The organism is Pseudomonas sp. Tav-5-1A (genome assembly GCF_055755055.1).
Map to the genome: position 1 here is coordinate 782501 of NZ_CM146901.1, position 23916 is coordinate 806416.

Below are 23916 nucleotides of genomic sequence, written 5' to 3' on the forward strand. Positions count from 1 at the left end.
CGGTGGTTCTGTATGGAAGGGCCATCGCTCAACGGATAAAAGGTACTCCGGGGATAACAGGCTGATACCGCCCAAGAGTTCATATCGACGGCGGTGTTTGGCACCTCGATGTCGGCTCATCACATCCTGGGGCTGAAGCCGGTCCCAAGGGTATGGCTGTTCGCCATTTAAAGTGGTACGCGAGCTGGGTTTAGAACGTCGTGAGACAGTTCGGTCCCTATCTGCCGTGGACGTTTGAGATTTGAGAGGGGCTGCTCCTAGTACGAGAGGACCGGAGTGGACGAACCTCTGGTGTTCCGGTTGTCACGCCAGTGGCATTGCCGGGTAGCTATGTTCGGAAAAGATAACCGCTGAAAGCATCTAAGCGGGAAACTTGCCTCAAGATGAGATCTCACTGGAACCTTGAGTTCCCTAAAGGGCCGTCGAAGACTACGACGTTGATAGGTTGGGTGTGTAAGCGCTGTGAGGCGTTGAGCTAACCAATACTAATTGCCCGTGAGGCTTGACCATATAACACCCAAGCAATTTGCGTCGAATGGCCAGATTGCGGTGTTGTGAAGATGATACGAACCGAAAGTTTGCTGATTCACAAATACCATCACATACCCGATTCGCTGGAATGCCTCCCAAAGGGCATCCTGGCTACAGAATTTCTTGACGACCATAGAGCATTGGAACCACCTGATCCCATCCCGAACTCAGCAGTGAAACGATGCATCGCCGATGGTAGTGTGGGGTTTCCCCATGTGAGAGTAGGTCATCGTCAAGATTAAATTCCGAAACCCCCATCTGCGAAGGCAGGTGGGGGTTTTGTCTTTGTGGCGTGCGCAAAATGCACTCCACCGCACCGCGCAATGATTTGATACCGTGCAAACCCCGGATGCCGCCTTCGGCAGCTGCTACGGGCAAACCACATCTGATAAGGTTTCCACCTGTCCCCGTTTCCCCAGCCAAGGAATTGCCCATGCCGGCCAGCCCCTCCCTTACACCAGGTTTCATGGTGGTTCACGGCAACCGCCTGGATGAACTGCGCAGCCTGGTGGTGAGCTGGATGCGGCGTTACCCCTTGGCACCCCTGGAGAACGAAATTGCCCTGGTGCAGAGCAACGGCATCGCCCAGTGGCTGAAGCTGGCCCTGGCCGAAGACGCGCAAGACGATGACCTGGGTGGCTGCGGCATTGCCGCGGCCATCGATGTGCAACTGCCCGGCAGTTTCATGTGGCAGCTCTACCGCGGGGTGCTGGGCAAGGACGAGATCCCCCAGGCTTCGCTGCTCGACAAGGCACCGCTGACCTGGCGGTTGATGCGCCTGCTGCCGCAACTGATCGACCAACCGCATTTCGAGCCACTGCAGCGCTTCCTTACCGACGACAACGACCTGCGCAAGCGCTACCAGTTGGCCGAGCGCCTCGCTGACCTGTACGACCAATACCAGGTGTACCGTGCCGACTGGCTGGAAGACTGGGCCGCCGGCCGCCATCAGCTGCGCAACGTGCGTGGCGAGGCCAAGCCCTTGCCCGAGGCCAACCGCTGGCAGGCGGAGTTGTGGCGCGCGCTGCTGCACGACGTCGGCGAGCAGGGCATGGCCCAGAGCCGTGCCGGCGTGCACCAGCGCTTCATCGAGCGCATCAATGCGCTGGACACCGCGCCGCCCGGCCTGCCCAACCGCGTGATCGTCTTCGGTATCTCATCGTTGCCGGCCCAGGCGCTTGAAGCATTGGCAGGGCTGGCACGCTTCAGCCAGGTGCTGCTGTGCGTACACAACCCTTGCCGCCATCACTGGTCCGACATCGTTGCCGACAAGGACCTGCTGCGCCACCAATACAAGCGCCAGGCGCGCAAGCAGGGCATGCCGGTCGTCATCGACGCCGACGCGCTGCACCAGCACGCCCACCCGCTATTGGCCGCCTGGGGCAAGCAGGGCCGTGACTACATCAACCTGCTGGACAGCTACGACGACCCCAACAGTTACCGCGCCGCGTTCCGCGAAGGGCGCATCGACCTGTTCACCGAGGACGAGCCCACCACGCTGCTCGGCCAACTGCAGGACGACATCCTCGAGCTGCGCCCGTTGGCCGAAACCCGCACCACCTGGCCTGCGGTAAACCCGGCCAAGGACCGCTCGATACGCTTCCACGTGGCCCACAGCGCCCAGCGCGAAGTGGAGATCCTGCACGACCAGCTGCTGGCCCGGTTCAGCGCCGATCCCAACCTCAGGCCCCGCGACGTTATCGTCATGGTCCCCGACGTTGACAGCTACGCCCCGCATATTCGTGCCGTGTTCGGCCAGCTGGACCGCCACGACCCACGCTTCATTCCGTTCACCCTGACCGACCAGAACCAGCGTGGCCGCGACCCGTTACTGATCGCCATAGAGCATTTGCTCAAGCTGCCTGACAGCCGCTTCGCGGTCAGCGAAATCCTCGATCTGCTGGACGTGCCCGCCCTGCGCGCACGTTTCGGCATGCAGGAAAACGACCTGCCCACCTTGCACCGCTGGATCGAAGGTGCCGGCATCCGCTGGGGGCTCAACGCGGCCCAGCGCGCTGGCCTGGGCCTGCCCGAGCAACTGGAGCAGAACAGCTGGCGGTTCGGCCTGCGGCGCATGCTGCTGGGCTACGCGGTAGGCGGCGGCGAGGGCTATGGCGGTATCGAACCCTATGATGAAATCGGTGGCCTGGATGCGGCGCTGATCGGCCCGCTGGTGGCCTTGCTCGATGCCCTGGAGGTCGCCCACCAGGTGCTGTCCACGCCTGCCGAGCCGCAGGAGTGGGGCGAGCGCCTGCACGGCCTGGTCCAGGTATTTTTCCAGGCCAGCACCGAGCACGACGACTACCTGCTGGTGCAACTCGAAGAGCTGCGCGAGCAATGGCTGCGCACCTGCGCCTCGGTGGAACTGCACGAGCCGCTGCCGCTGACCGTGGTGCGCGAGGCCTGGCTGGCCGGGCTCGACCAGGGCAAGCTGTCCCAGCGCTTCCTCGCCGGTGCGGTGAACTTCTGCACGCTGATGCCCATGCGCGCCATCCCCTTCAAGGTGGTGTGCCTGTTGGGCATGAACGACGGTGATTACCCGCGTGCTCAACCCCCCTTGGACTTCGACCTGATGGGCAGCGACTACCGCCCCGGCGACCGCTCGCGCCGCGAGGACGACCGCTACCTGCTGCTCGAAGCCCTGCTGTCGGCGCGCGAACAGCTGTACATCAGTTGGGTAGGCCGCAGCATCCGCGACAACAGCGAGCGCCCGGCCTCGGTGCTGATCGGCCAACTGCGCGACCACCTCGCCAGCGGCTGGGCCCTGCAGGGCGCGGAGGAGGGTGGCAAGCTCAACGCTGGCGAGCAACTGGTGCATGCCCTGAGCCTGGAGCACCCGTTGCAGCCGTTCAGCGCGCGTTATTTCCATGAAGGCAGCGGCCTGTTCAGCTTCGCCTCCGAATGGCGGGTGCTGCACACCGAGCAGAGCGAACAGCCCACCGAAGCCGTGCTGCCGCCCCATGAACAGGACGAGCCGCTGGCCCTCACGCAACTGCAGGATTTCCTGCGCAACCCGGTGCGGCATTTCTTCAGCCAGCGCCTGAAAGTGTTCTTCGAAACCGCCGAGGCGCCGCTGGCCGATGAAGAGCCGTTCGTGCTCGACGCCCTGGAGCGCTACACCCTCAGCGACCAGCTGCTGACCACGGCCATGGCTACCCTGGGCGCCGTCGATGAAGCACTGCACACCCAGGCCCGGCGCATGCAAGGCAGCGGCCTGCTGCCCATGGCCGGTTTCGGCACCTTGCTGCAGGAGGAACTGATAGAGCCGCTCCCCGACCTGCTGCAACGCTTCCAGCAGCTGTTGGTGCTATGGCCGACGCCTGTGGTGGCCGCCAAGCCGGTGAACTTCGAATACAAGGAGCTGCGCCTGGATGGCTGGGTCAGCAGCCTGCACCAGCGTGCCGATGGCAACCTGCTGAGCGTCACGGCCATCGCCAACGCCATCGGCGGTGCCCGTTCGCGCAAATGGCACCGCCTCACCCGCAGCTGGGTCACCCACCTGGCGGCCTGCGCGGTCGGCCTGCCGCTGACCACCGCCGTGGTTGCCAGCGACGACACCCTGGTGCTGGCAGCGCTGGAGCCAGGGCAGGCCCGCGAAGTGTTGGGCCACCTGCTGCAAGCCTGGCAACAGGGCATGCGCCGGCCGCTGCCGGTGGCGGTGAAAACCGCGTTCGCCTGGCTGGGCCAGGGCGACCCGGTCAAGGCCGAGGCCGCCGCGCGCAAGGCCTATGAAGGCGATGGCATCACCACCGATGGTGAGCGCCGCGAGAGCGTGGCGCTGGCCCGGCAGTTCCCCGACTTCAATGCGTTGGTCGACAGCGAAGAGTTCGAAGGCTGGTGCGATGCCTTGTACCGCCCCATGTTCGAAGCGCCCTGGCGCTCCATCGATGCCGACGAGGCCCGCTCATGACCGACTCCCGACTCAAGCCCCTGGCGCTGGCCTTCCCCCTGCGTGGCAGCCAGCTGATCGAGGCCAGCGCCGGTACCGGCAAGACCTTCACCATCTCGGCGCTGTACCTGCGCCTGGTGCTGGGCCACGGTGGCGAACAGGCAGGCTTTGGCCGCGAATTGCTGCCGCCGCAGATCCTCGTGGTGACCTTCACCGACGCCGCCACCAAGGAGCTGCGCGAACGCATCCGCACGCGCCTGGCCGAGGCTGCGCGCTTCTTCCGCGACGAGATGCCCAGCCCCGACGACCTGATCAGCCAGCTGCGCGACGAGTTCGCCCCCGAGCAGTGGGCCGGGTGCGCCAACCGCCTGGACATCGCCGCGCAATGGATGGACGAAGCGGCGGTCTCGACCATTCACAGCTGGTGCCAGCGCATGCTGCGCGAGCACGCCTTCGACAGCGGCAGCCTGTTCACTCAGACCCTGGAGACCGACCACAGCGACCTGCTGGGCGAGGTGGTGCGCGACTACTGGCGGCGCTTCTGCTACGCCATGCAGGGTGACACGCTCAACTGGGTGCGCAGCAACTGGGGTGGTCCGGCCGCGCTGCTGCCGCGCGTGCGTGCGCTGTTCGGCACCCCGCGCCGTGGCGACAGCGGCCAGGAGCCCGCCGAGCTCATCGAGGCCGCGCTGGCCGAGCGCAAGCTGGCCTTGCAGCAACTCAAGGCACCCTGGGCGCAATGGGCCGAAGAGCTGCGGGCCATCTGCCTGGAGGCCGTGGCGGCCAAGGCGGTGGACGGCCGCAAGATGCAGGCTCGTTACTTCGAGCCCTGGTTCGACAAGCTTGGCGCCTGGGCCGCTGACGAAAGCCTGGTGGACCTGGACATCGGCACCGGCTTCAGCCGCCTGACCCCGGACGGCATGGCCGAAGCCTGGAAAGGCGAGCCGCCGGCGCACCCGGCGCTGGAAGCCATGCAGGGCCTGGCCGACGCCCTGGCCAGCCTGCCCACCCCCGATGCCGCGGTGCTTGAGCACGCCGCGCGCTGGGTTGGCGCGCGCTTCGAGGAAGAGAAACGCCGGCGCGCCGAAATGGGCTTCGACGACATGCTGCTGCGCCTGGACGCTGCCTTGCAGGGCAGTGGCGGCGAGCGCCTGGCCGGGTTGATTCGCGAGCAGTTTCCGGTGGCGTTGATCGACGAATTCCAGGACACCGACCCGGTGCAGTACCGGATCTTCGAAAGCATCTACCACATCGAGGCCAACCAGCCCGAGAGCGGCCTGTTCCTGATTGGCGACCCCAAGCAGGCGATCTACGCCTTCCGGGGCGCCGACATCTACACCTACTTGCGCGCGCGCCAGGCCACCACCGGCCGCCTGCACACCCTGGGCACCAACTTCCGTTCCAGCCATGCGATGGTCGAGGCGGTGAACCACGTATTCAACGTCGGCGAACAGCGTGAGCTGGGGCGCGGCGCGTTCCTGTTCCGCCAGGGCGAGGACAATCCCGTGCCGTTCCTGCCGGTGCTGGCCCAGGGCCGCAAGGAGGCCTTGAGCGTCGGCGGCCAGCCCGTGCCGGCGCTGAACCTGTGGCAGCTGCAAAGCGACGCGCCGCTGTCCGGCGTGGTCTACCGCCAGCAGCTGGCGGCGGCCTGTGCCAGCACCATCGTCGAGCTGCTCAACGGCGGCCAGCAGGGCAGCGCCGGTTTCAGCAAGCCCGGCGAAGCCATGCGCCCGGTCACGCCGGCGGACATTGCCATCCTGGTGCGTGACGGCAAGGAGGCCCAGGCGGTGCGCGGCGAACTGGCGGCGCGTGGGGTGCGCAGCGTGTACCTGTCCGACAAGGATTCGGTGTTCGCCGCCCAGGAAGCCCACGACCTGCTGAGCTGGCTCAAGGCCTGCGCCGAGCCGGACGCCGAGCGCCCGCTGCGTGGCGCCCTGGCCACCACCACCTTGAACTTGCCCCTCAGCGCCCTGGCGCAGCTGAACCAGGACGAGCTGGCCTGGGAGCGGCGGGTGATGCAGTTCCGCACCTACCGCACCCTGTGGCGCACCCAGGGCGTGCTGCCTATGCTGCGCCGCCTGCTGCACGATTTCCGCCTGCCGCAGACCTTGATGCTGCGCAGCGACGGCGAGCGCGTGCTCACCAACCTGCTGCACCTGTCCGAGCTGCTGCAGCAGGCCGCTGGCGAGCTGGACGGCGAACAGGCGTTGATCCGCCACCTGTCCGAGCACCTGGCTACGGCTGGCCAGGCCGGTGAAGAACAGATCCTGCGCCTGGAAAGCGACGAGCAGTTGGTCAAGGTGGTGACCATCCACAAATCCAAGGGCCTGGAATACCCGCTGGTGTTCCTGCCCTTCATCTGCTCGGCCAAACCGGTGGACGGCAAGCGCCTGCCCCTGGCGTTCCACGACGAGCAGGGCAACGTGCAGGTGACCCTGAGCCCGACCACCGAGCAGGTGCAACTGGCTGACGACGAGCGCCTGGCCGAAGACCTGCGCCTGCTGTACGTGGCCCTGACCCGCGCCCAGCACGCCTGTTGGCTGGGTGTTGCCGACCTCAAGCGTGGCAACACCAAGGACTCGGTGCTGCACCGCTCGGCCCTGGGCTACCTGCTGGGCGGTGGCCAGCGCCTGGGCGAGCCCCAGGCCCTGGCCATCTGGCTGCGCGATCTTGCGGCCGATTGCCCGGCCATTCACGCCGGGCTGATGCCCGAGGCCACCACCCAGCATTACGTGCCGCCGCGCAACGAAGCCAACCTGCTGGCAGCCAAGCAGCCCAAGCGCCGGGCCGCAGAGAACTGGTGGATCGCCTCCTACAGTGCCCTGCGTATCAGCGACAGCGTGGCGCCAGGCAGCGACCAGTCCCCTGACAGCCCTCAGGCCCAGAAGCTGTTCGACGACGAACGCCTGGACCCTACCGCGCCGCGCGAAGCCCAGGCGATCAGTGGCGATATCCACCGCTTCCCGCGCGGCCCCAACCCCGGCACCTTCCTCCACGGCCTGCTGGAGTGGGCCGGGCGCGAAGGCTTCGCTACGGTCGCCGGGCAACCTGAGCTGCTGGCGGAAACAGTGGGCGCGCGCTGCAACCTGCGTGGTTGGAAGGGCTGGATCCCGACGCTGAACAGCTGGCTGCTGCACCTGTTGCAGACGCCCCTGGCCATTGGCGACACCCGCCTGAGCCTGACCGACCTTACGCAGTACCAGATCGAGATGGAGTTCTGGTTCGCCAGCCACCGCGTCGACGTGACCCAGCTCGATACCCTGGTGCGCGACCACACCCACGACGGCGCCGCGCGTGCGCCCGCTGAGGGCGCCATGCTCAACGGCATGTTCAAGGGCTTCATCGACCTGACCTTCGAGCATGAAGGCCGCTATTACGTGGCCGACTACAAGTCGAACTGGCTGGGCGCCGACGAGAGTGCCTACACCGAGCTGGCCATGACCCAGGCCATCCTCGACAACCGCTACGACCTGCAATACGTGCTGTACCTGCTGGCCCTGCACCGCCAGCTCAAGGCCCGCCTGCCCGGCTACGACTACGACCAGCACGTGGGCGGCGCGGTGTTCATCTTCCTGCGCGGCGTGCACGCGCCCAGCCAGGGCCTGGCGTTCGCGCGGCCACCGCGCGAGTTGATCGAGCGGTTGGACGAGCTGTTCCGCGGCGTGGTGCGCCAGCCTGAACCCATGGGTGACCTGTTCGAAGGAGAACCGGCATGAGCCGTACATTTGCCGATCTGCTGCCTACCGCGCTGGAAGCCCGCAGCCTCGCCGAGCTGGCCCCGCTGCAACAGGTCGACGACCTGCTGGCGCTGCTGGAGCGCTGGGCCGAGCGCGGCTGGCTGCGGGCGCTGGACAAGGCTTTCGTCGGTTTCCTCGCCGAGCGTGACCCGGGCGGTGACCCGCTGGTGCTGCTGGCCGCTGCGCTCACCAGCCACCAGCTGGGCCACGGCCACGTCTGCCTGGACCTGGCGCAAACCCTGGAAGAGCCCGACTTCGCGCTGTCGCTGCCGCCCGAGGGCGACGCGTTGGCAGGCCCGGTGCTGCTGCCCTCACAACTGCTGGAACACCTGCAACCCGAAGCCTGGCGCCAGACCCTGGCGGCCAGCCCGCTGGTGGCATTGGCCGACAACGACAGCGGTGAACGGCCGCTGGTGTTGGCCGGCCAGCGCCTGTACCTGCGCCGCTACTGGAGCTACGAACGGCGCATCGACACGGCCCTGCGCCAGCGCCTGGCCGCACAGGAAGCCACGCCGGACGATTTGCGCACGCGCCTTGAACAGCTGTTCGGCAGCCCCGGCAGCGAACGCATCGACTGGCAAAAGCTGGCCTGCGCCCTGGCCACCCGCAGCGCCTTCAGCATCGTCACCGGCGGCCCCGGCACCGGCAAGACCACCACCGTGGTGCGCCTGTTGGCCCTGCTGCAGGCCCCGGCGGTAGAGGCGGGCGCACCGCTGCGCATCCGCCTGGCCGCGCCCACGGGCAAGGCCGCGGCGCGGCTGACCGAATCCATCAGCGCCCAGGTCAAGCAGCTGGAAGTCAGCGACTGGGTCAAGGCCAAGATCCCCACTGAAGTGACCACCGTGCACCGCCTGCTGGGCAGCCGCCCGGGCACCCGCCACTTCCGCCACAACGCCGCCAACCCGTTGCCGCTGGACGTGCTGGTGGTGGACGAGGCGTCGATGATCGACCTGGAAATGATGGCCAACCTGCTGGGCGCCATGCCCGCCCACGCGCGGTTGGTGCTGCTGGGCGACAAGGACCAGTTGGCCTCGGTGGAAGCTGGCGCGGTGCTGGGCGACCTGTGCCGCGACGCCGAGCAGGGCTGCTACAGCCCGCAGACCTTGGCGTGGCTGGAAGCGGTCAGCGGCGAAGCACTGGCCGATGGCGGCCTGCAGGTGGGCAGCGCCGAGCGCAACCCGCTGGCCCAGCAGGTGGTGATGCTGCGCCACTCGCGACGCTTCGGCGAAGGCAGCGGTATTGGCCAGCTGGCCTTGCGGGTCAACCGCCAGGAGGCCGACCAGGCGCGCGAGCTGCTCAACGCCGGCCAGTTCGGCGACATTTTCGCCATCAAGCTCAGCGGCGAGCACGATCGCAAGCTCGACCGCCTGCTGCTGCAAGGCCAGGGCAGCGCCGGCCCCCAGGGCTACCGCCATTACCTGAACGTGCTGCAGGCGAACCGCCCGGCGCCGCGCACCGCGCTGGAAAGCGAGCTCTGGGCCGGTTGGGCGAAACAGGTGCTGGAGGCGTTCGAGTCGTTCCAGCTGTTGTGCGCGGTGCGCAAGGGGCCATGGGGCGTGGAGGGCCTGAACCAGCGCGCTACCCAGGCGCTGACCGCCGCGCGGCTGATCGAAGGCGACCAGCCCTGGTACGAAGGCCGGCCGGTGCTGATGACCCGCAACGACTATGGCCTGGGCCTGATGAACGGTGACATTGGCATTGCCCTGCGCCTGCCCGAAAGCGGTGCGCCAGACCGCCAGGTGCTGCGCGTGGCCTTTCCCCGCAACGACGGCCAGGGTGGCGTGCGCTTCGTGTTGCCCAGCCGCCTGAATGACGTGGAAACGGTGTTTGCCATGACCGTGCACAAGTCCCAGGGCTCGGAGTTCGCCCACACCGCGCTGATCCTGCCCGACGCGCTCAACCCGGTGCTGACCAAGGAGCTGATCTACACCGGCATCACCCGCGCCAAGCACTGGTTCAGCCTGATCGAACCCCGCGCCGGGGTGTTCGAAGACGCCGTGCGGCGCAAGGTGAAACGCCTGAGCGGGTTGATGCTGGAACACTGAGGCCCCGTAGCCGCTGCCGCCAGGCTGCGCAGGCCCGCGAGTGCGCTGGAAATCTTCAGCGTAGATAAGGGCCCGCGCCGCCTACGGCAGCGGCTACGAAGTGGGCAGGCTCCGCTTCCCCCAGCCCCATGAACCGCCGCACCCGCTCCGCCTCGGGCGCATGGCGAATACGCTCGGGGGTGGCATCCAGCTGCACGTTGCCGTTTTCCATGAACACCACCCGGTCGGAAATCGACAGGGCAAAGTCCATCTCGTGGGTCACGATCAGCATGGTCATGCCGTCCTTGGCCAGGTCAGCGATCACCTTCAGCACATCGCCCACCAGCTCCGGGTCAAGCGCCGAGGTGGGTTCGTCGAACAGCATCACCTGCGGCTCCATGGCCAGGGCGCGGGCGATGGCCACGCGTTGCTGCTGGCCACCAGACAACTGGTGCGGGTACTTGTTGGCGTGGGCCAGCAGGCCGACTTTATCCAGCAGGGCAAAGGCCTGTTGGCGGGTGACGTGCTTGTCGCCACCGTGGTAAATCGGCGCCAGGGTAATGTTGTCCACAAGGTTCAGGTGCGGGAACAGGTTGAAGCTCTGGAACACCATGCCGATGTGTCGCACACCCCGGCGCATCTGCGGGTTGTTCGGCGTGTCGCCGGCGTGAATGAAGCTTTCGCCGAACAGCACGATCTCGCCCTGGTCGATGCTTTCCAGGCCGTTGATGGTGCGAATCAACGACGTCTTGCCCGAGCCCGACGGGCCGATGATCGACACTACCTGGCCGCTGGCGACGCTGAGGTCGATGCCCTTGAGCACCTCATGGTCGCCATAGCGCTTGTGGATGTTCTGCAACTGCAGCGCTGGCGCCGCGCCGGCCAGGGGCTTGCGCCCGGTGCTCGGCAGCCGCGCCGCCAGGCTCTGGCGCAGTTGCGCCAGTGGGTTGGCCGCCAGGGTCTGCGGGCTGCGTTGGCTGAGGTCCAGGTAGCGCTCCAGGCGCTGCAGCAGCCAGCCGAACAGGCTGACGATCAGCACGTAGTACACGGCCACCGCCGCCAGGGTCTCCATCACCAGAAAGTTCTGCGCGTACAGGCGTTGGCCCACGGTGAGCAGCTCGGTGAGGGAGATCACCGAGATCAGCGAGGTGAGTTTCACCACGGTGATGTATTCATTGATCAGCGTTGGCAGGGATATGCGGAACGCCTGGGGAATCACGATCAGCCGTTGCAGGCCCAGGGCGCCAATGCCCAAGGCACGGCCGGCTTCCTTCTGGCCCTTGTGCACGGAAATCAGGCCGCCGCGGTGGATCTCGGCCATGTACGCCGCCTCTGTCACCACCAGCGCCAACAGCCCCGAATAGAAGGGGTTGGACAGCACGCTGCCGGTCACCGGGAACAGCTGCGGCAGGTTGTAGACGAACACCACCAGCACCAGCAACGGAATGCTGCGGAAGAACCAGATGTACACCGCCGCTGGCAGGCTCAGCCACTTGATGCTCGACAGCTTGGCGCTGGCCAGGCCGAAGCCCAGCAGCATGCCGATGAACCAGCCCAGGGCGCTGAGTTCGACCACCGTGACGCAGGCTTCCCAGAACGCGGGCATGGAGAACAGCGAGATGAAATAGGACCAGTCGAATTGCATGGGTACCCGCTCCGCATTGAACGGCCGGCCACCCTGGCAAGGGCAGCCGGCGCCAGGGTCAGTTGGAGGCTTCTTCCAGGTTGTACTTCTTCAGGATCGCCGCGTATTCGCCGGACTGCTTGCTCTGGGCCACGGCCTTGAGCAGCGCCTGGTAGGTCTCCTCATTGCCCTTCTTCACGTAGATGCCCAGGGTCTGCGGGTACACCAGCTGCTGCGAGGTCACCAGCACGCGGCCCTTGGTCTTCTCGGCGATCATGTGCGCGGCGCCGGAAATCTCCACCTGGGCCTGGATGTTCTTCGACAGCAGCGCCTGGGTCACCTCGGGCGCCGAGGGGTATTCGCTCACGGTGATGGCGCCCTTGTTGTTGGGCAGGCAGTAGTCGGTGGACAGCTTCTGGAACTGCGCCACCCAGGTGGTGCCCTGCTCCAGCCCGACTTTCAGGCCGCACAGGTCCTCGGGCACCGCCGGTTTCAGCGGGCTGTCGGCCGGCACCATGATCGCCGCGCCGGTGCGCGCGTAGGGAATGGTCTGCGCCTGGGCCTGGCGTTCCGGCGTGATGTACATGCCGGAGATGATCGCGTCGTAGTGCCCGGCGTTCAGCCCCAGGATCAGGTTGGGGAACTTGGTGTCGACGAACTCGGCCTTGGCGTCCAGCTGCTTGGCCAGCGCGTGGGCCAGTTCCGGGTCGGAGCCCACCACGTTCTTGTCACTGTCGTAGGACTCGAACGGCGGGTAGGTGATTTCCATGCCGACCTTCAGCTGGCCGGGCGTGGCGGTGGTCGAGGCCAGGGCGGCGGTGGTGCTCAGCAGGCAGGCGGCCAGCAGGGTCAGGCGGGTAATGTTGGACATGCGGGTGCTCCAGAGTAAGGGGAAGAACGTCAGGCCTGTTTTTTCAAATGACCGAAACTCGACGGCTTGCGGGCCTTGGCGGGCAGCTGCACCTCGCCGTTTTCCACGCGTTTGCGCAGGTACTGGTAGGTCTGCAACGCCTGGCCGTACATGTGCTCGCCGATGGCGATTTCCTCGTAGTCCTGGCCGCCCTGGGCGAAGGCGGGCAGGGGCTTGATCTGGGTGTGGTAGTCGCACGCATAGAACAGCGGGAACGAATAGCGCTCGTGGCTGACCTTGCGCACCCGATGGGCCGTTGCAACGAACGTACCGGCGGTCATCACTTCCAGCATGTCGCCGATGTTGACCACGAAGGCGTCGGCAATGGGCGGCGCGTCGATCCACTGGCCCAGGTCGTTCATCACCTCAAGGCCCGGCTGGTCGGCCTGCAAAATGGTGAAGCACTCGTAGTCGGTGTGTGCACCGATACCGGGCGCGTCGACGGCGTCTGCATCAAAGGGGTAATGGATCAGCCGTAGCTTGGAGGGCGGGCGGGTCACTAGCGGGTCGAAATAGTCCTCGGCCAGCCCCAGGGCCAGGGCAAAGCCGCCGAACAGCTTGCGGCCCAAGGCGAACACCGCCGCGTAATAGGCCTGCACCGAGGCCTTGAAACCCGGCACCTCGGGCCAGTGGTTGGGGCCCAGCAGCGGCGTGTTGGCCAGCACCAGCGGGTCGTCGGCGGGCACCTCGAAGCCCACGTCGAAGGCTTCCTTGTGGTCGGGCTTGCCCTTGGAGTAGACCTCTTCGCCCTCGGGCACGAAGCCCTTGTGGGTGGCCGAGGTGCCGATGTAGTGCTGCATCTTCGCCGCCAGCGGCTGGGCGAAATAGTCCCGGGCGGCCTGGCGCAGGTTGGCGATCAGCTGCGGGGCGATGCCATGGCCGGTGATGTACAGGAAACCGACCTCGCTGGCGGCGCGGCCCAGCTGCTCGGCCACCGCCAGGCGGTGTTCCAGTTCGACGCTGAACAGCCCGGCGATGTTCACCACCGGGATGCTCTTGAAGTTGGCCTTGGGCTCAATGTTGTTCATCAGGGTTCCTCAGCAGTGGGCGGCGCGGAAACGCTCGAAGTGGGCGCGTTCGGTGCGGGCCATCCACACGTTCAGCGACCACAGGTCGGCGACCGGGACATTGGTGAAGGGCAGGTGGTGCAGGTAGCCGTCGGCGCCGAACTCAGGCGTCAGGGTGGTTACCTGGTAGCCGCGCGCCTGTTGCGAGGCCCAGATGGCCTCCCAGTGTTGTTGGTGGAAGGCCAGTTCGCGGCCGTATTCCGGGGCGCCGGGGTGCGGCACCTGCGGGCCCTGGTCGTAGCCGACCCGGGCCTGAATGTGATGCACGCGCTCGACGAACGCGCCGAGGTCGTCCGCCGGGTCGTCCAGCAGGCGCTCGCAGGTCACCACCCAGTGGCTGATGTCGCTGGTGAAACGCAGGTCCGGCAGCTGGCGGATCAGCTCCAGGGTCACCCAGGGGTTGAACAGCGAGCGAGAGCGGTGGGTTTCGAAACTGAGGAATTGGCCATGCTTGTGGCCCAGCTCCAGCGCGCGGCCGAAGAACTCTACCTGTTGGGCCAGGGGCCAGCGGTCGTTGCCGGCCAGCACGTTGATGAAGCGCGGCGTCAGCTCGCCGGCCCAGGCCAGCTTGGTGTCCAGGTCATTGAGGTGTTCGGCGGGTTGGGCCGATTGCTGGGGCAAAACGTCGTAGGCGGTGAATAGAGTACAAATGTACCCCGTCGAGTTGGCGCGCAGGAACGCGGCGAATTCGCTGCGCTCGCGGGCCACCAGCGGCAACCGCGCCTCCATGCCGTCGAAGCCGGCGGCCTGCAGTTCTTCCAGGGCCTGGGCCTTGCTGGCGGTGTAACCCCACAGGGTGCGGAACGTTTCCAGTTTCATCGAGGCTCCTCATGCTACTCAGCACCCTGGCGGCATGGGCCGGGGCGTCATTGGGCTGGGCAGTAGCAAAAGGGCACGCGAATGGCCGGGTCTCTGGCGGAACCGGTCCGGTTGGATGGCTGGATCTTAGGCAGGGCCCTGTGTCGGGAAGAATAGGAAAGCTCAAATCGATAGTTCAGAAATCCTTGAACCAATAGCCCGCTACCGAACCGGGTAAGGTGAAAAGGCTGTGCTATCGTTTTGGCACGACCGGGCATCACATGGGTTTTCATCAGGGAGCTGTCTGGATGGCGGGTGTCATTGGCTACGGAAAGCGCATGTGGGAGCCTGCACCATGAGCGGCCGCACCCTGCGCAGCGCGCTGCGGCGTGCGCAACTGACGGTGGCGCTGGGCGCGGCCGGCCTGTGCGCCGGCTGCATGATCGTGTTGGGCGCATTCGCCTGGCGCACCCAGGCCATCGAGGCGTTGCCGGCGGCCACGCAATGGCGCCTGGCCTTGGGCGGCATCGCTGGCGCGCTGATCTGCACGACGCTCGGCACCCTGGGCGCGCTGTACCTGTCGCGGCGCCTGCTGCGCGACATCACCGAGCCGCTGCACAGCCTGGCCAACGTCGCCGATGCCGCACGGCGCGAGCACCGCTTTGAACGGCGGGTGCCGCACAGCGAGGTGGATGACCTGGAACAGTTGGGCAGCGACGTCAACGCGCTGCTCGACGAGCTGGAACACCTGAGTGCCCACAACCAGCCCGAGCCCTACCTGCAGGCCAGCCTCGACATCCTCACCGGCCTGCCCAACCGGGTGTTCTTCGAAGCGCGGCTGGCGCGCAACCTCAGTGACAAGCAGCCGCGGCGCATGGCCGTGCTGTACATCGACGCCGACCATTTCAAGGCCATCAACGACCGCCATGGCCATGCCGCGGCGGATGAAGTGCTGATCTGCCTGGCCGGCCGGGTACGTACGCAACTGCGCGAAAACGACCTGCTGGCGCGCCTGGGCGGCGACGAATTCGCCGTGCTGCTGTCGCCGCTCAACGACAGCGATGATGCCTGGCGCATCGCCGACAACATCATCGCCGCGCTGCACGCACCGCTGGTGCTGCCCAACGCCGACAGCCTGCACGCCTCCATCAGCGTCGGCGTGGCCCTGGCCCCCGACCACGGCCAGGCCGCCACCGAGCTGCTGGCCGCCGCCGCCGACGCCCTGCACCAGGCCAAGCGCCTGGGCCGCGGCCGCTGGCACCAGGCGGAGCCCACCAACCTGGCGGTGTAATAGCCGCGAAACGTGCGTAGCCGCTGCCGTAGGCTGCGCTGGCCCTATGCCTCACTGGAGATACTCCGGGTTCACGCCGGCCAGCGCAGCCTGCGGCAGCGGCTACGCGGGCGTGGTGAAACTCAGATGCTGGGTTTCTCCCATCAGGTAGGGGGTGTTCAACTCCGTCACTTCGCGGATGTAATCCCACAACAGATTAATCCGCTTCAACTTGCGCAGATCCTCCCGGCAGTACATCCAGAACTGCCGCGTTACGCTGATTTCCCCCGCCAGCACCGGCACCAGGTCGTCAGCCTGCGCCGCCAGGAAGCACGGCAATATCGCCATGCCATGCCCCTGGCGCGCCGCCACGTACTGGGCGATGACGCTGGTGCTGCGCAGCCCGGCGCTGGCGTTGGGCAGCAAATTGGCCAGGTACAGCAGCTCCGGGCTGAAGGCCAGGTCGTCGACGTAGCTGATGAAGCGGTGCCCGCCCAGGTCGCGGCCGTGGCGGATGGGTGGGTGGCGATTCAGGTAAGCCTGGGTGGCGTACAGCTGCAGGCGGTAGTCGCACAGCTTGCAGCACACGTAGGGCCCGTGTTCCGGGCGTTCCAGGGCGATGACCACGTCGGCCTCGCGCTTGGACAGGCTGATGAAGTGCGGCAGCGGCAGGATGTCCACGCTGATGGCCGGGTAGGCATCGACGAAGTGGCTCAGCTGCGGGGTGATGAAGAAGCTGCCGAAGCCCTCGGTGCAGCCCATGCGGATGTGCCCCGACAGCGCCACGCCCGACCCCGACACCTGCTCGCAGGCCATGTGCAGGGTGCTTTCGATGGATTCGGCGTAGCCCAGCAGGCGCTGGCCCTCGGCGGTGAGGATGAAGCCGGTGGTGCGCGACTTTTCGAACAGCAGGGTGCCCATGGCGGTTTCCAGCGAGGTGATGCGCCGCGACACCGTGGTGTAGTCCACGCCCAGGCGCCGGGCGGCGTTGCTGGCCTTGCGAGTGCGGGCGACCTCGAGGAAAAACTTCAGGTCGTCCCAGTTCAGGTTGCCCAGGGAGGTGATGTTTTTTTGCATGTTGGACCGGCTTTTATCCGCGTTCTTGTTGGATGTTTGCACATCTATACTCCAGGAAAGAGCCATCACGCCATGCACAAAAACAATTACGCGGAGGTCTTGATGAACGTTTCGGTAAATGCCGGTATCCCCAAGGTGAAGCTGCTGATCGATGGCGAGTGGGTCGAGTCCCAGGCCAGCGAGTGGCGCGACATCGTCAATCCCGCCACCCAGCAGGTGCTGGCGCGGGTGCCGTTTGCCACCCAGGCCGAGGTGGATGCCGCCGTCGCGGCGGCGCAAAAAGCCTTCCTCAGTTGGCGCAATACCCCGGTGGGCGCGCGCATGCGCATCATGCTCAAGTTCCAGGCGCTGATTCGCGAGCATTCCAAGCGCATCGCCCAGACCCTCAGCGCCGAGCAGGGCAAGACCCTGGCCGACGCCGAAGGCGACATTTTCCGCGGCCTGGAGGTGGTGGAGCACGCCTGTTCCATCGGCAGCCTGCAGATGGGCGAGTTCGTCGAGAACGTCGCCGGCGGCGTCGACACCTACACCCTGCGCCAGCCCATCGGCGTGTGCGCGGGCATCACCCCGTTCAACTTCCCGGCCATGATCCCGCTGTGGATGTTCCCCATGGCCATCGTCTGCGGCAACACCTTCGTGCTCAAGCCCTCCGAGCAGGACCCGCTGTCCACCGTGCAACTGGTGGAGCTGGCGCTGGAGGCCGGCATTCCCAAGGGCGTGCTCAACGTGGTGCAGGGCGGCAAGGAGGTGGTGGACGCGCTGTGCACCCACGCCGACATCAAGGCAATCTCCTTTGTCGGTTCCACGGCAGTGGGCACCCACGTCTACAACCTCGCCGGCCAGCACCACAAGCGCGTGCAGGCGATGATGGGCGCCAAGAACCACGCCGTGGTGCTGCCCGACGCCAACCGCGAACAAACCCTCAACGCCCTGGTGGGCGCCGCCTTTGGTGCGGCCGGCCAGCGCTGCATGGCCACCTCGGTGGCGGTGCTGGTGGGCGCGGCGAAACAGTGGCTGCCCGAGCTCAAGGCCCTGGCGCAGAAGCTCAAGGTCAACGCCGGCAGCGAGGCCGGCACCGACGTCGGCCCGCTGATTTCACGCCAGGCCAAGCAGCGTGTGCTGGGCCTGATCGAGAGTGGGGTGAAGGAGGGCGCCGTGCTGGAGCTGGACGGCCGCGCCGTGCAGGTGCCGGGCTTCGAGGAAGGCAACTTCGTCGGCCCCACCCTGTTCTCCGGAGTGACCACTGACATGCAGATCTACACCCAGGAAATCTTCGGCCCGGTGCTGGTGGTGCTCACCGTCGACACCCTCGACGAGGCCATCGCCCTGGTCAACCGCAACCCGTTCGGCAACGGCACCGGCCTGTTCACCCAGAGCGGCGCGGCGGCGCGCAAGTTCCAGAGCGAGATCGACGTGGGCCAGGTGGGTATCAACATTCCCATCCCGGTGCCGGTGCCGTTCTTCAGCTTCACCGGCTCGCGCGGCTCCAAGCTCGGCGACCTGGGCCCGTACGGCAAGCAGGTGGTGCAGTTCTACACCCAGACCAAGACGGTGACGGCGCGCTGGTTCGACGACGACAGCGTCAACGACGGCGTCAACACCACCATCAACCTGCGCTAGGAGACTGCCCATGAACATCGCCTTTATCGGCCTGGGCAACATGGGCGCGCCCATGGCCCGCAACCTGCTCAAGGCCGGCCACCGCCTGCAACTGTTCGACCTGAACAAGGCCGTGCTCGACGAACTGGCCGCCCAGGGCGGCATCATCAGCGCCTCGCCCGGCGAAGCGGCGGCGGCCAGCGACCTGGTGATCACCATGCTGCCGGCCGCAGCCCACGTGCGTACCGTGTACCTGGGCGAGGGCGGCGTGCTGGCCGGTATTCGCCCCGGCACCCCGGCGGTGGATTGCAGCACCATCGACCCACAGACCGCCCGCGACATTGCCAGCGCCGCCGCCAAGCAGGGCGTCGACCTGGGCGACGCGCCCGTGTCAGGCGGCACCGGCGGCGCGGCAGCGGGCACCCTGACCTTCATGGTCGGCGGCAGCGCGGCGCTGTTCGACACCCTGCACCCGGTGCTGGCGCAGATGGGCCGCAACATCGTCCACTGCGGCGAAGTGGGCACCGGGCAGATCGCCAAGATCTGCAACAACCTGCTGCTGGGCATCTCGATGATCGGCGTCTCGGAGGCCATGGCCCTGGGCAACGCGCTGGGCATCGACACCGGGGTGCTGGCGGGCATCATCAACAGTTCGACCGGGCGCTGCTGGAGCGCGGACACCTACAACCCTTGGCCGGGGATTATTCCCACGGCGCCGGCGGCCCGTGGCTACACCGGTGGCTTTGGTGCGGAGCTGATGCTCAAGGATCTGGGGTTGGCCACCGAAGCCGCAAGGCAGGCGCACCAACCGGTGATCCTGGGGGCGGTGGCGCAGCAGCTGTATCAGGCGATGAGCTTGCGCGGTGAAGGCGGGCTGGATTTCTCGGCGATCGTGAAGGGGTACCAGAAACCCTGAGAGTGCTGACGCGGCCTGTGGCCGCTGCTACGTACATCCCGTAGCAGCGGCCGCAGGCCGCGTCCCGCTTTCACGCGAAAACGAAATACTTGCGCACCGTCTCCACCACTTCCCATGTGCCCTTCATCCCCGGCTCGACGATGAAGATATCCCCCGCGCGCAGGTGCACCGGCTCCATGCCGTCCGGGGTAATCACGCAATAGCCTTCCTGGAAGTGGCAGTATTCCCACTTCACATAGTCCACCCGCCACTTGCCGGGGGTGCAGATCCAGGTGCCCATGATCTTGCTGCCGTCTTCGCTGGTGTAGGCGTTGAGGTTGACGGTGTGCGGGTCGCCTTCCAGCTTCTCCCACTTGCAGGCATCCAGCACGGGCAGAGGGTGGGTGTCGCGCAGCACAACGAGGGGTTTGGACATGGCGGGCTCCGGCAGTGGTTTCAAGAGCCCGCATGCTGACCCGCCCACGCCCGGCGCGGATGCCTGAGGTCGACACCCGGGTGCCTGTTTGCGCGCTCAGCCTTGCGGCAGCAGGCTGGCAACCAGCGCCTGGGCGTGGCCGGGCAGGGCGTCGAAGTCCGCCGAGCACAGCAGCAGGCGCCGCGCCGCCCAGGGTTCCGGCAGGGCGCAGCTGGCGAACTGCAACTGGCCTTGGCAGCGCCGCACCGCCACCAGCGGCACCACGGCCACGCCGGCGCCGCGCGCCACCATGCGCACCGCGCCATCGAAGCCCTCGGCGCGCACCCGCACCTGCATGCGCCGGCCGCTGTGCAGCGCCTGCTCCTCCACCAGAATGCCCAGGGCATTGCCCGCTGCCAGCGCCACATGGCCGTGGGCCAGGCTGTCGACAAAGGTCACGTTGGGCTGGCGCGCCAGCGGGTGGTCCACGGGCATGATCAGCATCAGCGGGTCGTCGCGAAACGGCCGGGTCTGCAGGCCTTCGGTGGCCACGGCGCTGGAGACGATGCCCAGCGGCGCCGCGCCCTGGCGCAGGGCATGGAGGATGCGCTGGCTGGGCATTTCCTCCACGTCCAGGTCGACGCCGGGGTGGCGCTGCAGGAAGTCGCCCAGCAGTTCGGGCAGGTATTCGGTGAGGGCCGCGGTGTTGCACAGCAGCCGCACCTGGCCCTGAATACCCTGGGCGTATTGCGCCAGGTCGAACTGCAGGTGCTCCACCTGTTGCAGCACCCGCCGGCTGTGCTCGCCCAGGGCCTGCCCGGCGGCAGTGGGCTGCACGCCACGGCGGTTGCGCTCGAACAACGGAATGCCCAGCGACGCTTCCATGGCGCGGATGCGCGCACTGGCGGCGGCCAGGGACAAGTGCGTGCGCTGGGCGCCGGCGGTCATGTTGCCGCTGTCCAGGGTGTGCAGAAACAGGCGAAGGTCGACGAGATCGAAATGCATGGCAGGCTCCAGCCTCAACCAGGACAAGAGGCTGGCTCAGTATATGGCAGATTTTCAGCCGGCCGCCGAGCCGTCAGCATGGGGCCATGAATACCTTACTCGCGCTGTATCAAGAAATGGGCTGGGGCTTGTCGCTGCTGGTGCTGGCGACCTTCCTGCTGGCCGGCACGGTCAAGGGCGTGATTGGCCTGGGGCTGCCCACGGTGTCCATGGGCCTGCTGGGCCTGGCTATGGCTCCGGCGCAGGCAGCCGCGCTGCTGATCGTGCCGTCGACCTTCACCAATATCTGGCAGCTGATGCTCGGCGGGCACTTGCGCGGGTTGGTCGTGCGGCTGTGGCCCATGCTGCTGGCGATCTTCGTCGGCACTGGCATCGGCAGCCTGTGGCTGGGCATCGATGGCGGCAAGTGGGTGGTGCATGCGCTGGGTGGCGCGCTGGTGCTGTACTCGCTCAGCGGCCTGTTCCTGCCGGTGCTGCGCGTGCCGGCCCGGCATGAGGTGTGGCTGGGGCCGTTGTGTGGCGTGGCCACCGGCATCATCACCGCCGCCACCGGGGTGTTCGTGATTCCGGCGGTGCCTTACCTGCAAGCGCTGGGGCTCAACCGCGACGAACTGGTGCAGGCACTGGGGCTATCGTTCAGCGTCTCGACCCTGGCGTTGGCGCTGGGGCTGCTGTGGCACGGCGAGCTGGGTGGCGGCGAGCTGGGGGCGTCGCTGTTGCTGCTGGTGCCGGCGCTGCTGGGCATGCAGTTGGGGCAATGGTTGCGCCAGCGCATCAGCGCGGTGATGTTCAAGCGGGTGTTCTTCACCGGGCTGGCGCTGTTGGGCGCGCATTTGCTCATCAATGGCTGACACAGGTCCCGTAGCCGCTGCCGCCAGGCTGCGCTGGCCATCACGTGCGCTGGAAATCTCCAGCGAGGCACAGGGCCAGCGCAGCCTTCGGCAGCGGCTACGGGGGGAACCTCACACCGCGCTGGACTGGCTCAACATCTCCACGCGCTGAACGTCGAAATCCGCCTCCAGGTATTCCATGCGCTGGGCAAAGAACGCCGCCATGTGCGGCAGCGCCGAATGCACGTCCAGGTCGGCCTTCGACGCCCAGATTTCGTAGAACACGAACAGCGTCGGGTCGTTCAGGTCGCGCAGCATGTGGTACTCGATGCAGCCCGGCTCGCTGCGGCTGGCGCTCACGTAGCCGAGGAAAAGGTCGCGGAAGGCGTCGGCCATGTGCGGTTTGGTCTTGGCCTTGAGGATGAAGCCGTGTTGTTCGTGCATGGGGGTGTCTCCAGGGAAGTTGCAGCGATTCTAAAGGCAACAATCCGCCGCTATTCGTGATATTCAAGCAAATGTAATTTGCCCGATCAGGCCTTATTCCGCCCGCGCAAGGCCGGTAGAGTGCGCTGCATTCCTTACCGAGACCTTTCCCATGAAAAAGATTTTGTTGCTCAACGGCGGCAAGCAGTTCGCCCACTCCGAAGGCCGCTATAACGAAACCCTGCACGACGCCGCCGTGGCCGTGCTGGACCGCGCCGGGTTCGACGTGAAGACCACCTTCATCGACGGCGGCTACGACATCGCCGAAGAAGTGCAGAAGTTCCTGTGGGCCGACGTGGTCATCTACCAGATGCCCGGCTGGTGGATGGGCGCGCCCTGGACGGTGAAGAAGTACATCGACGAAGTCTTCACCGAAGGCCACGGCAGCTTGTACGCTAGCGACGGCCGCACCCGTTCCGACGCCTCGCAGAAATACGGCAGCGGCGGCCTGGTGCAGGGCAAGCAGTACCTGCTGTCGCTGACCTGGAACGCCCCGCAGCAGGCCTTCGACGACCCTACCGACTTCTTCGAGGCCAAGGGTGTGGACGCCGTGTATTTCCCGTTCCACAAGGCCAACCAGTTCCTGGGCATGACCGGCCTGCCGACCTTCCTGGCGGTGGACGTGATGAAGCGCCCGAACATCGAAGGCGACGTGGCACGCTACCAGGCGCACCTGGCGCAGGTGTTCGGTTTCCAGCTGTAAGGTAAAGTGGGTGACCAGCGCGCCAGCCGGCCTGCCGGCGAGCCTTACAGGGAAACCCAGGTTGAAAGCCAGATCCGACGAACTCCAGGTCTTCATCTCGGTCATCGAGTGCGGTTCCATTTCAGCGGCGGCCGAGCAGGTGGGGCAGACCCCGTCGGCCATCAGCCGCACGCTGTCGCGCCTGGAAAGCAAGCTCGACACCACGCTGATCAACCGCACCACGCGGCGCATGGACCTCACTGAAGAAGGCCGGTTCTTCTTCGAAAAGGCCAAGCAGATCCTGCAACAGATGGACGAGCTGGAAGAACGCCTGGCGGTGCGCCACCAGACGCCATCCGGGCGCCTGCGGGTCAATGCCGCCTCGCCGTTCATGCTGCACGCCATCGTGCCGTATGTGGGCGAGTTCCGCGCGCGCTACCCGGACATCACCCTGGAACTCAATACCGACGACCTGCTGATCGACCTGCTCGAACAGAGCACCGATGTCGCCATCCGCATCGGCGTGCTCGCCGACTCCACCTTGCACGCGCGCCTGCTGGGCCGCAGCCCGCTGAACATCCTCGCCAGCCCCGAGTACCTGCGCCAGCACGGCACGCCGCGCCAGGTGGAAGAGTTGCGCGAGCACAGCCTGCTGGGCTTCACCCAGCCCGACCACCTGAACCTGTGGCCGCTGCGCCACGCCGACGGCGACCGCTGGCAGGCCAGCCCGCGGGTGGCCGCTTCCAGTGGCGAGACCCTGCGGCAGCTGGCGCTGGCCGGGCAGGGCATTACTTGCCTGTCAGACTTCATGACCCACCAGGACATCGCCCAGGGCCGCCTGGTGCCACTGCTGGTGGCGGCCAACACCGGCGAGCGGCAGACCATCAACGCCGTGTACTACCGTAACTCGCAGCTGGCGTTGCGCATCCAGTGCTTCCTGGATTTCATGCAGGAAAAGCTGGCCTGCTACGCCCAAGGGGATTCGTGACCGGCGGGCAAAAGTCTATTGGCCGCCACCGGCTGTTTCCGCACGGATAACCCTTCGATACTGGCCGCCTCCACACATCGAACGGGAGTTTG

The 23916-nt window shown here is 66.5% G+C and carries 17 protein-coding genes and 2 rRNA genes (1 of these 19 running past the window's edge); 11 read left to right on the forward strand and 8 right to left on the reverse strand.

Annotation, left to right across the window (positions count from 1 at the left end; translation table 11 throughout):
* The 5 genes from AC0J42_RS03630 to recD all read left to right on the forward strand — a co-directional run.
* Positions 1-510, forward strand: a 23S ribosomal RNA gene (locus tag AC0J42_RS03630); it begins 2382 nt to the left of the window's first position.
* Between the two features lie 143 nt (positions 511-653).
* Positions 654-769 (forward strand): 5S ribosomal RNA (gene rrf, locus AC0J42_RS03635).
* A gap of 195 nt (positions 770-964) precedes the next feature.
* Positions 965-4441, forward strand: a complete 3477-nt coding sequence (gene recC / locus AC0J42_RS03640; protein ID WP_473005270.1) for an exodeoxyribonuclease V subunit gamma — start codon at positions 965-967, stop codon at positions 4439-4441.
* Positions 4438-8136, forward strand: coding sequence for an exodeoxyribonuclease V subunit beta (gene recB, locus AC0J42_RS03645; protein WP_473005271.1), 3699 nt, complete (start codon positions 4438-4440; stop codon positions 8134-8136). Before recC ends, recB begins: the two co-directional genes overlap by 4 nt.
* Positions 8133-10202, forward strand: a complete 2070-nt coding sequence (gene recD / locus AC0J42_RS03650) for an exodeoxyribonuclease V subunit alpha (protein ID WP_473005272.1) — start codon at positions 8133-8135, stop codon at positions 10200-10202. The genes recB and recD overlap by 4 nt, the downstream gene beginning before the upstream one ends.
* A 55-nt stretch (positions 10203-10257) precedes the next feature.
* On the opposite strand, the gene AC0J42_RS03655 is transcribed toward recD, so the two are convergent.
* The 4 genes from AC0J42_RS03655 to AC0J42_RS03670 are packed head-to-tail and all read right to left on the reverse strand — an operon-like array spanning position 10258 to position 14601.
* Entirely contained in the window at positions 10258-11826 is a 1569-nt protein-coding gene (locus AC0J42_RS03655; RefSeq protein WP_473005273.1) for an amino acid ABC transporter permease/ATP-binding protein, read from the reverse strand.
* A gap of 58 nt (positions 11827-11884) precedes the next feature.
* Positions 11885-12676, reverse strand: coding sequence for an ABC transporter substrate-binding protein (locus AC0J42_RS03660; protein WP_416422298.1), 792 nt, complete (start codon positions 12674-12676; stop codon positions 11885-11887).
* A 29-nt stretch (positions 12677-12705) separates the two neighbouring features.
* Positions 12706-13743 (reverse strand): isopenicillin N synthase family dioxygenase, encoded by a 1038-nt coding sequence (locus AC0J42_RS03665; RefSeq protein ID WP_416422299.1) that lies wholly within the window; start codon positions 13741-13743, stop codon positions 12706-12708.
* Positions 13744-13752: 9 nt separating this feature from the next.
* Entirely contained in the window at positions 13753-14601 is an 849-nt protein-coding gene (locus AC0J42_RS03670; RefSeq protein ID WP_416422300.1) for a sugar phosphate isomerase/epimerase family protein, read from the reverse strand.
* Positions 14602-14935: 334 nt separating this feature from the next.
* Between AC0J42_RS03670 and AC0J42_RS03675 the strand changes: the two genes are divergently transcribed.
* The gene (locus AC0J42_RS03675) at positions 14936-15871 is read left to right on the forward strand and encodes a diguanylate cyclase domain-containing protein (protein WP_473005274.1); all 936 of its coding nucleotides are present in this window, start codon (positions 14936-14938) and stop codon (positions 15869-15871) included.
* Positions 15872-15973: 102 nt separating this feature from the next.
* Here the strand turns inward: AC0J42_RS03675 and AC0J42_RS03680 are convergent, their stop codons facing one another.
* Entirely contained in the window at positions 15974-16927 is a 954-nt protein-coding gene (locus tag AC0J42_RS03680; protein WP_473005275.1) for a LysR family transcriptional regulator, read from the reverse strand.
* Between the two features lie 102 nt (positions 16928-17029).
* Here AC0J42_RS03680 and AC0J42_RS03685 point away from each other — a divergent pair, with 102 nt between their 5' ends.
* Both AC0J42_RS03685 and mmsB read left to right on the forward strand, forming a co-directional pair.
* Positions 17030-18547, forward strand: a complete 1518-nt coding sequence (locus AC0J42_RS03685; RefSeq protein ID WP_473005276.1) for a CoA-acylating methylmalonate-semialdehyde dehydrogenase — start codon at positions 17030-17032, stop codon at positions 18545-18547.
* A 10-nt stretch (positions 18548-18557) separates the two neighbouring features.
* Positions 18558-19442: a 3-hydroxyisobutyrate dehydrogenase gene (gene mmsB, locus AC0J42_RS03690; RefSeq protein WP_473005277.1), complete on the forward strand. Its 885-nt coding sequence runs from the start codon at positions 18558-18560 to the stop codon at positions 19440-19442.
* Positions 19443-19512: 70 nt separating this feature from the next.
* On the opposite strand, the gene AC0J42_RS03695 is transcribed toward mmsB, so the two are convergent.
* Together AC0J42_RS03695 and AC0J42_RS03700 are read right to left on the reverse strand one after the other, a co-directional pair.
* Positions 19513-19857 (reverse strand): cupin domain-containing protein, encoded by a 345-nt coding sequence (locus AC0J42_RS03695; protein ID WP_008373643.1) that lies wholly within the window; start codon positions 19855-19857, stop codon positions 19513-19515.
* 96 nt (positions 19858-19953) lie between these two features.
* Positions 19954-20841, reverse strand: a complete 888-nt coding sequence (locus tag AC0J42_RS03700; protein WP_473005278.1) for a LysR substrate-binding domain-containing protein — start codon at positions 20839-20841, stop codon at positions 19954-19956.
* 86 nt (positions 20842-20927) lie between these two features.
* On the opposite strand from AC0J42_RS03700, the gene AC0J42_RS03705 reads away from it, so the two are divergent.
* Complete coding sequence (locus tag AC0J42_RS03705) at positions 20928-21692, forward strand: sulfite exporter TauE/SafE family protein (protein WP_473005279.1); 765 nt, start codon at positions 20928-20930, stop codon at positions 21690-21692.
* A 111-nt stretch (positions 21693-21803) separates the two neighbouring features.
* On the opposite strand, the gene AC0J42_RS03710 is transcribed toward AC0J42_RS03705, so the two are convergent.
* Positions 21804-22115, reverse strand: coding sequence for a putative quinol monooxygenase (locus tag AC0J42_RS03710; RefSeq protein ID WP_473005280.1), 312 nt, complete (start codon positions 22113-22115; stop codon positions 21804-21806).
* 151 nt (positions 22116-22266) lie between these two features.
* Between AC0J42_RS03710 and mdaB the strand changes: the two genes are divergently transcribed.
* Together mdaB and AC0J42_RS03720 are read left to right on the forward strand one after the other, a co-directional pair.
* Positions 22267-22857 carry an NADPH:quinone oxidoreductase MdaB gene (gene mdaB / locus AC0J42_RS03715; protein ID WP_416422308.1) on the forward strand — a complete coding sequence of 197 codons (591 nt, stop codon included), beginning with the start codon at positions 22267-22269 and terminating at the stop codon, positions 22855-22857.
* A gap of 61 nt (positions 22858-22918) precedes the next feature.
* Positions 22919-23824 (forward strand): LysR substrate-binding domain-containing protein, encoded by a 906-nt coding sequence (locus tag AC0J42_RS03720; RefSeq protein WP_473005281.1) that lies wholly within the window; start codon positions 22919-22921, stop codon positions 23822-23824.
* Positions 23825-23916: the final 92 nt, after the last annotated feature.

Excerpts from the sequence above, each read along its gene's own strand:
- recC (WP_473005270.1), top strand. The coding sequence starts at position 965 with ATGCCGGCCAGCCCCTCCCTTACACCAGGTTTCATGGTGGTTCACGGC.
- recB (WP_473005271.1), top strand. The coding sequence starts at position 4,438 with ATGACCGACTCCCGACTCAAGCCCCTGGCGCTGGCCTTCCCCCTGCGT.
- recD (WP_473005272.1), top strand. The coding sequence starts at position 8,133 with ATGAGCCGTACATTTGCCGATCTGCTGCCTACCGCGCTGGAAGCCCGC.
- AC0J42_RS03655 (WP_473005273.1), bottom strand. The coding sequence starts at position 11,826 with ATGCAATTCGACTGGTCCTATTTCATCTCGCTGTTCTCCATGCCCGCG.
- AC0J42_RS03660 (WP_416422298.1), bottom strand. The coding sequence starts at position 12,676 with ATGTCCAACATTACCCGCCTGACCCTGCTGGCCGCCTGCCTGCTGAGC.
- AC0J42_RS03665 (WP_416422299.1), bottom strand. The coding sequence starts at position 13,743 with ATGAACAACATTGAGCCCAAGGCCAACTTCAAGAGCATCCCGGTGGTG.
- AC0J42_RS03670 (WP_416422300.1), bottom strand. The coding sequence starts at position 14,601 with ATGAAACTGGAAACGTTCCGCACCCTGTGGGGTTACACCGCCAGCAAG.
- AC0J42_RS03675 (WP_473005274.1), top strand. The coding sequence starts at position 14,936 with ATGAGCGGCCGCACCCTGCGCAGCGCGCTGCGGCGTGCGCAACTGACG.
- AC0J42_RS03680 (WP_473005275.1), bottom strand. The coding sequence starts at position 16,927 with ATGCAAAAAAACATCACCTCCCTGGGCAACCTGAACTGGGACGACCTG.
- AC0J42_RS03685 (WP_473005276.1), top strand. The coding sequence starts at position 17,030 with ATGAACGTTTCGGTAAATGCCGGTATCCCCAAGGTGAAGCTGCTGATC.
- mmsB (WP_473005277.1), top strand. The coding sequence starts at position 18,558 with ATGAACATCGCCTTTATCGGCCTGGGCAACATGGGCGCGCCCATGGCC.
- AC0J42_RS03695 (WP_008373643.1), bottom strand. The coding sequence starts at position 19,857 with ATGTCCAAACCCCTCGTTGTGCTGCGCGACACCCACCCTCTGCCCGTG.
- AC0J42_RS03700 (WP_473005278.1), bottom strand. The coding sequence starts at position 20,841 with ATGCATTTCGATCTCGTCGACCTTCGCCTGTTTCTGCACACCCTGGAC.
- AC0J42_RS03705 (WP_473005279.1), top strand. The coding sequence starts at position 20,928 with ATGAATACCTTACTCGCGCTGTATCAAGAAATGGGCTGGGGCTTGTCG.
- AC0J42_RS03710 (WP_473005280.1), bottom strand. The coding sequence starts at position 22,115 with ATGCACGAACAACACGGCTTCATCCTCAAGGCCAAGACCAAACCGCAC.
- mdaB (WP_416422308.1), top strand. The coding sequence starts at position 22,267 with ATGAAAAAGATTTTGTTGCTCAACGGCGGCAAGCAGTTCGCCCACTCC.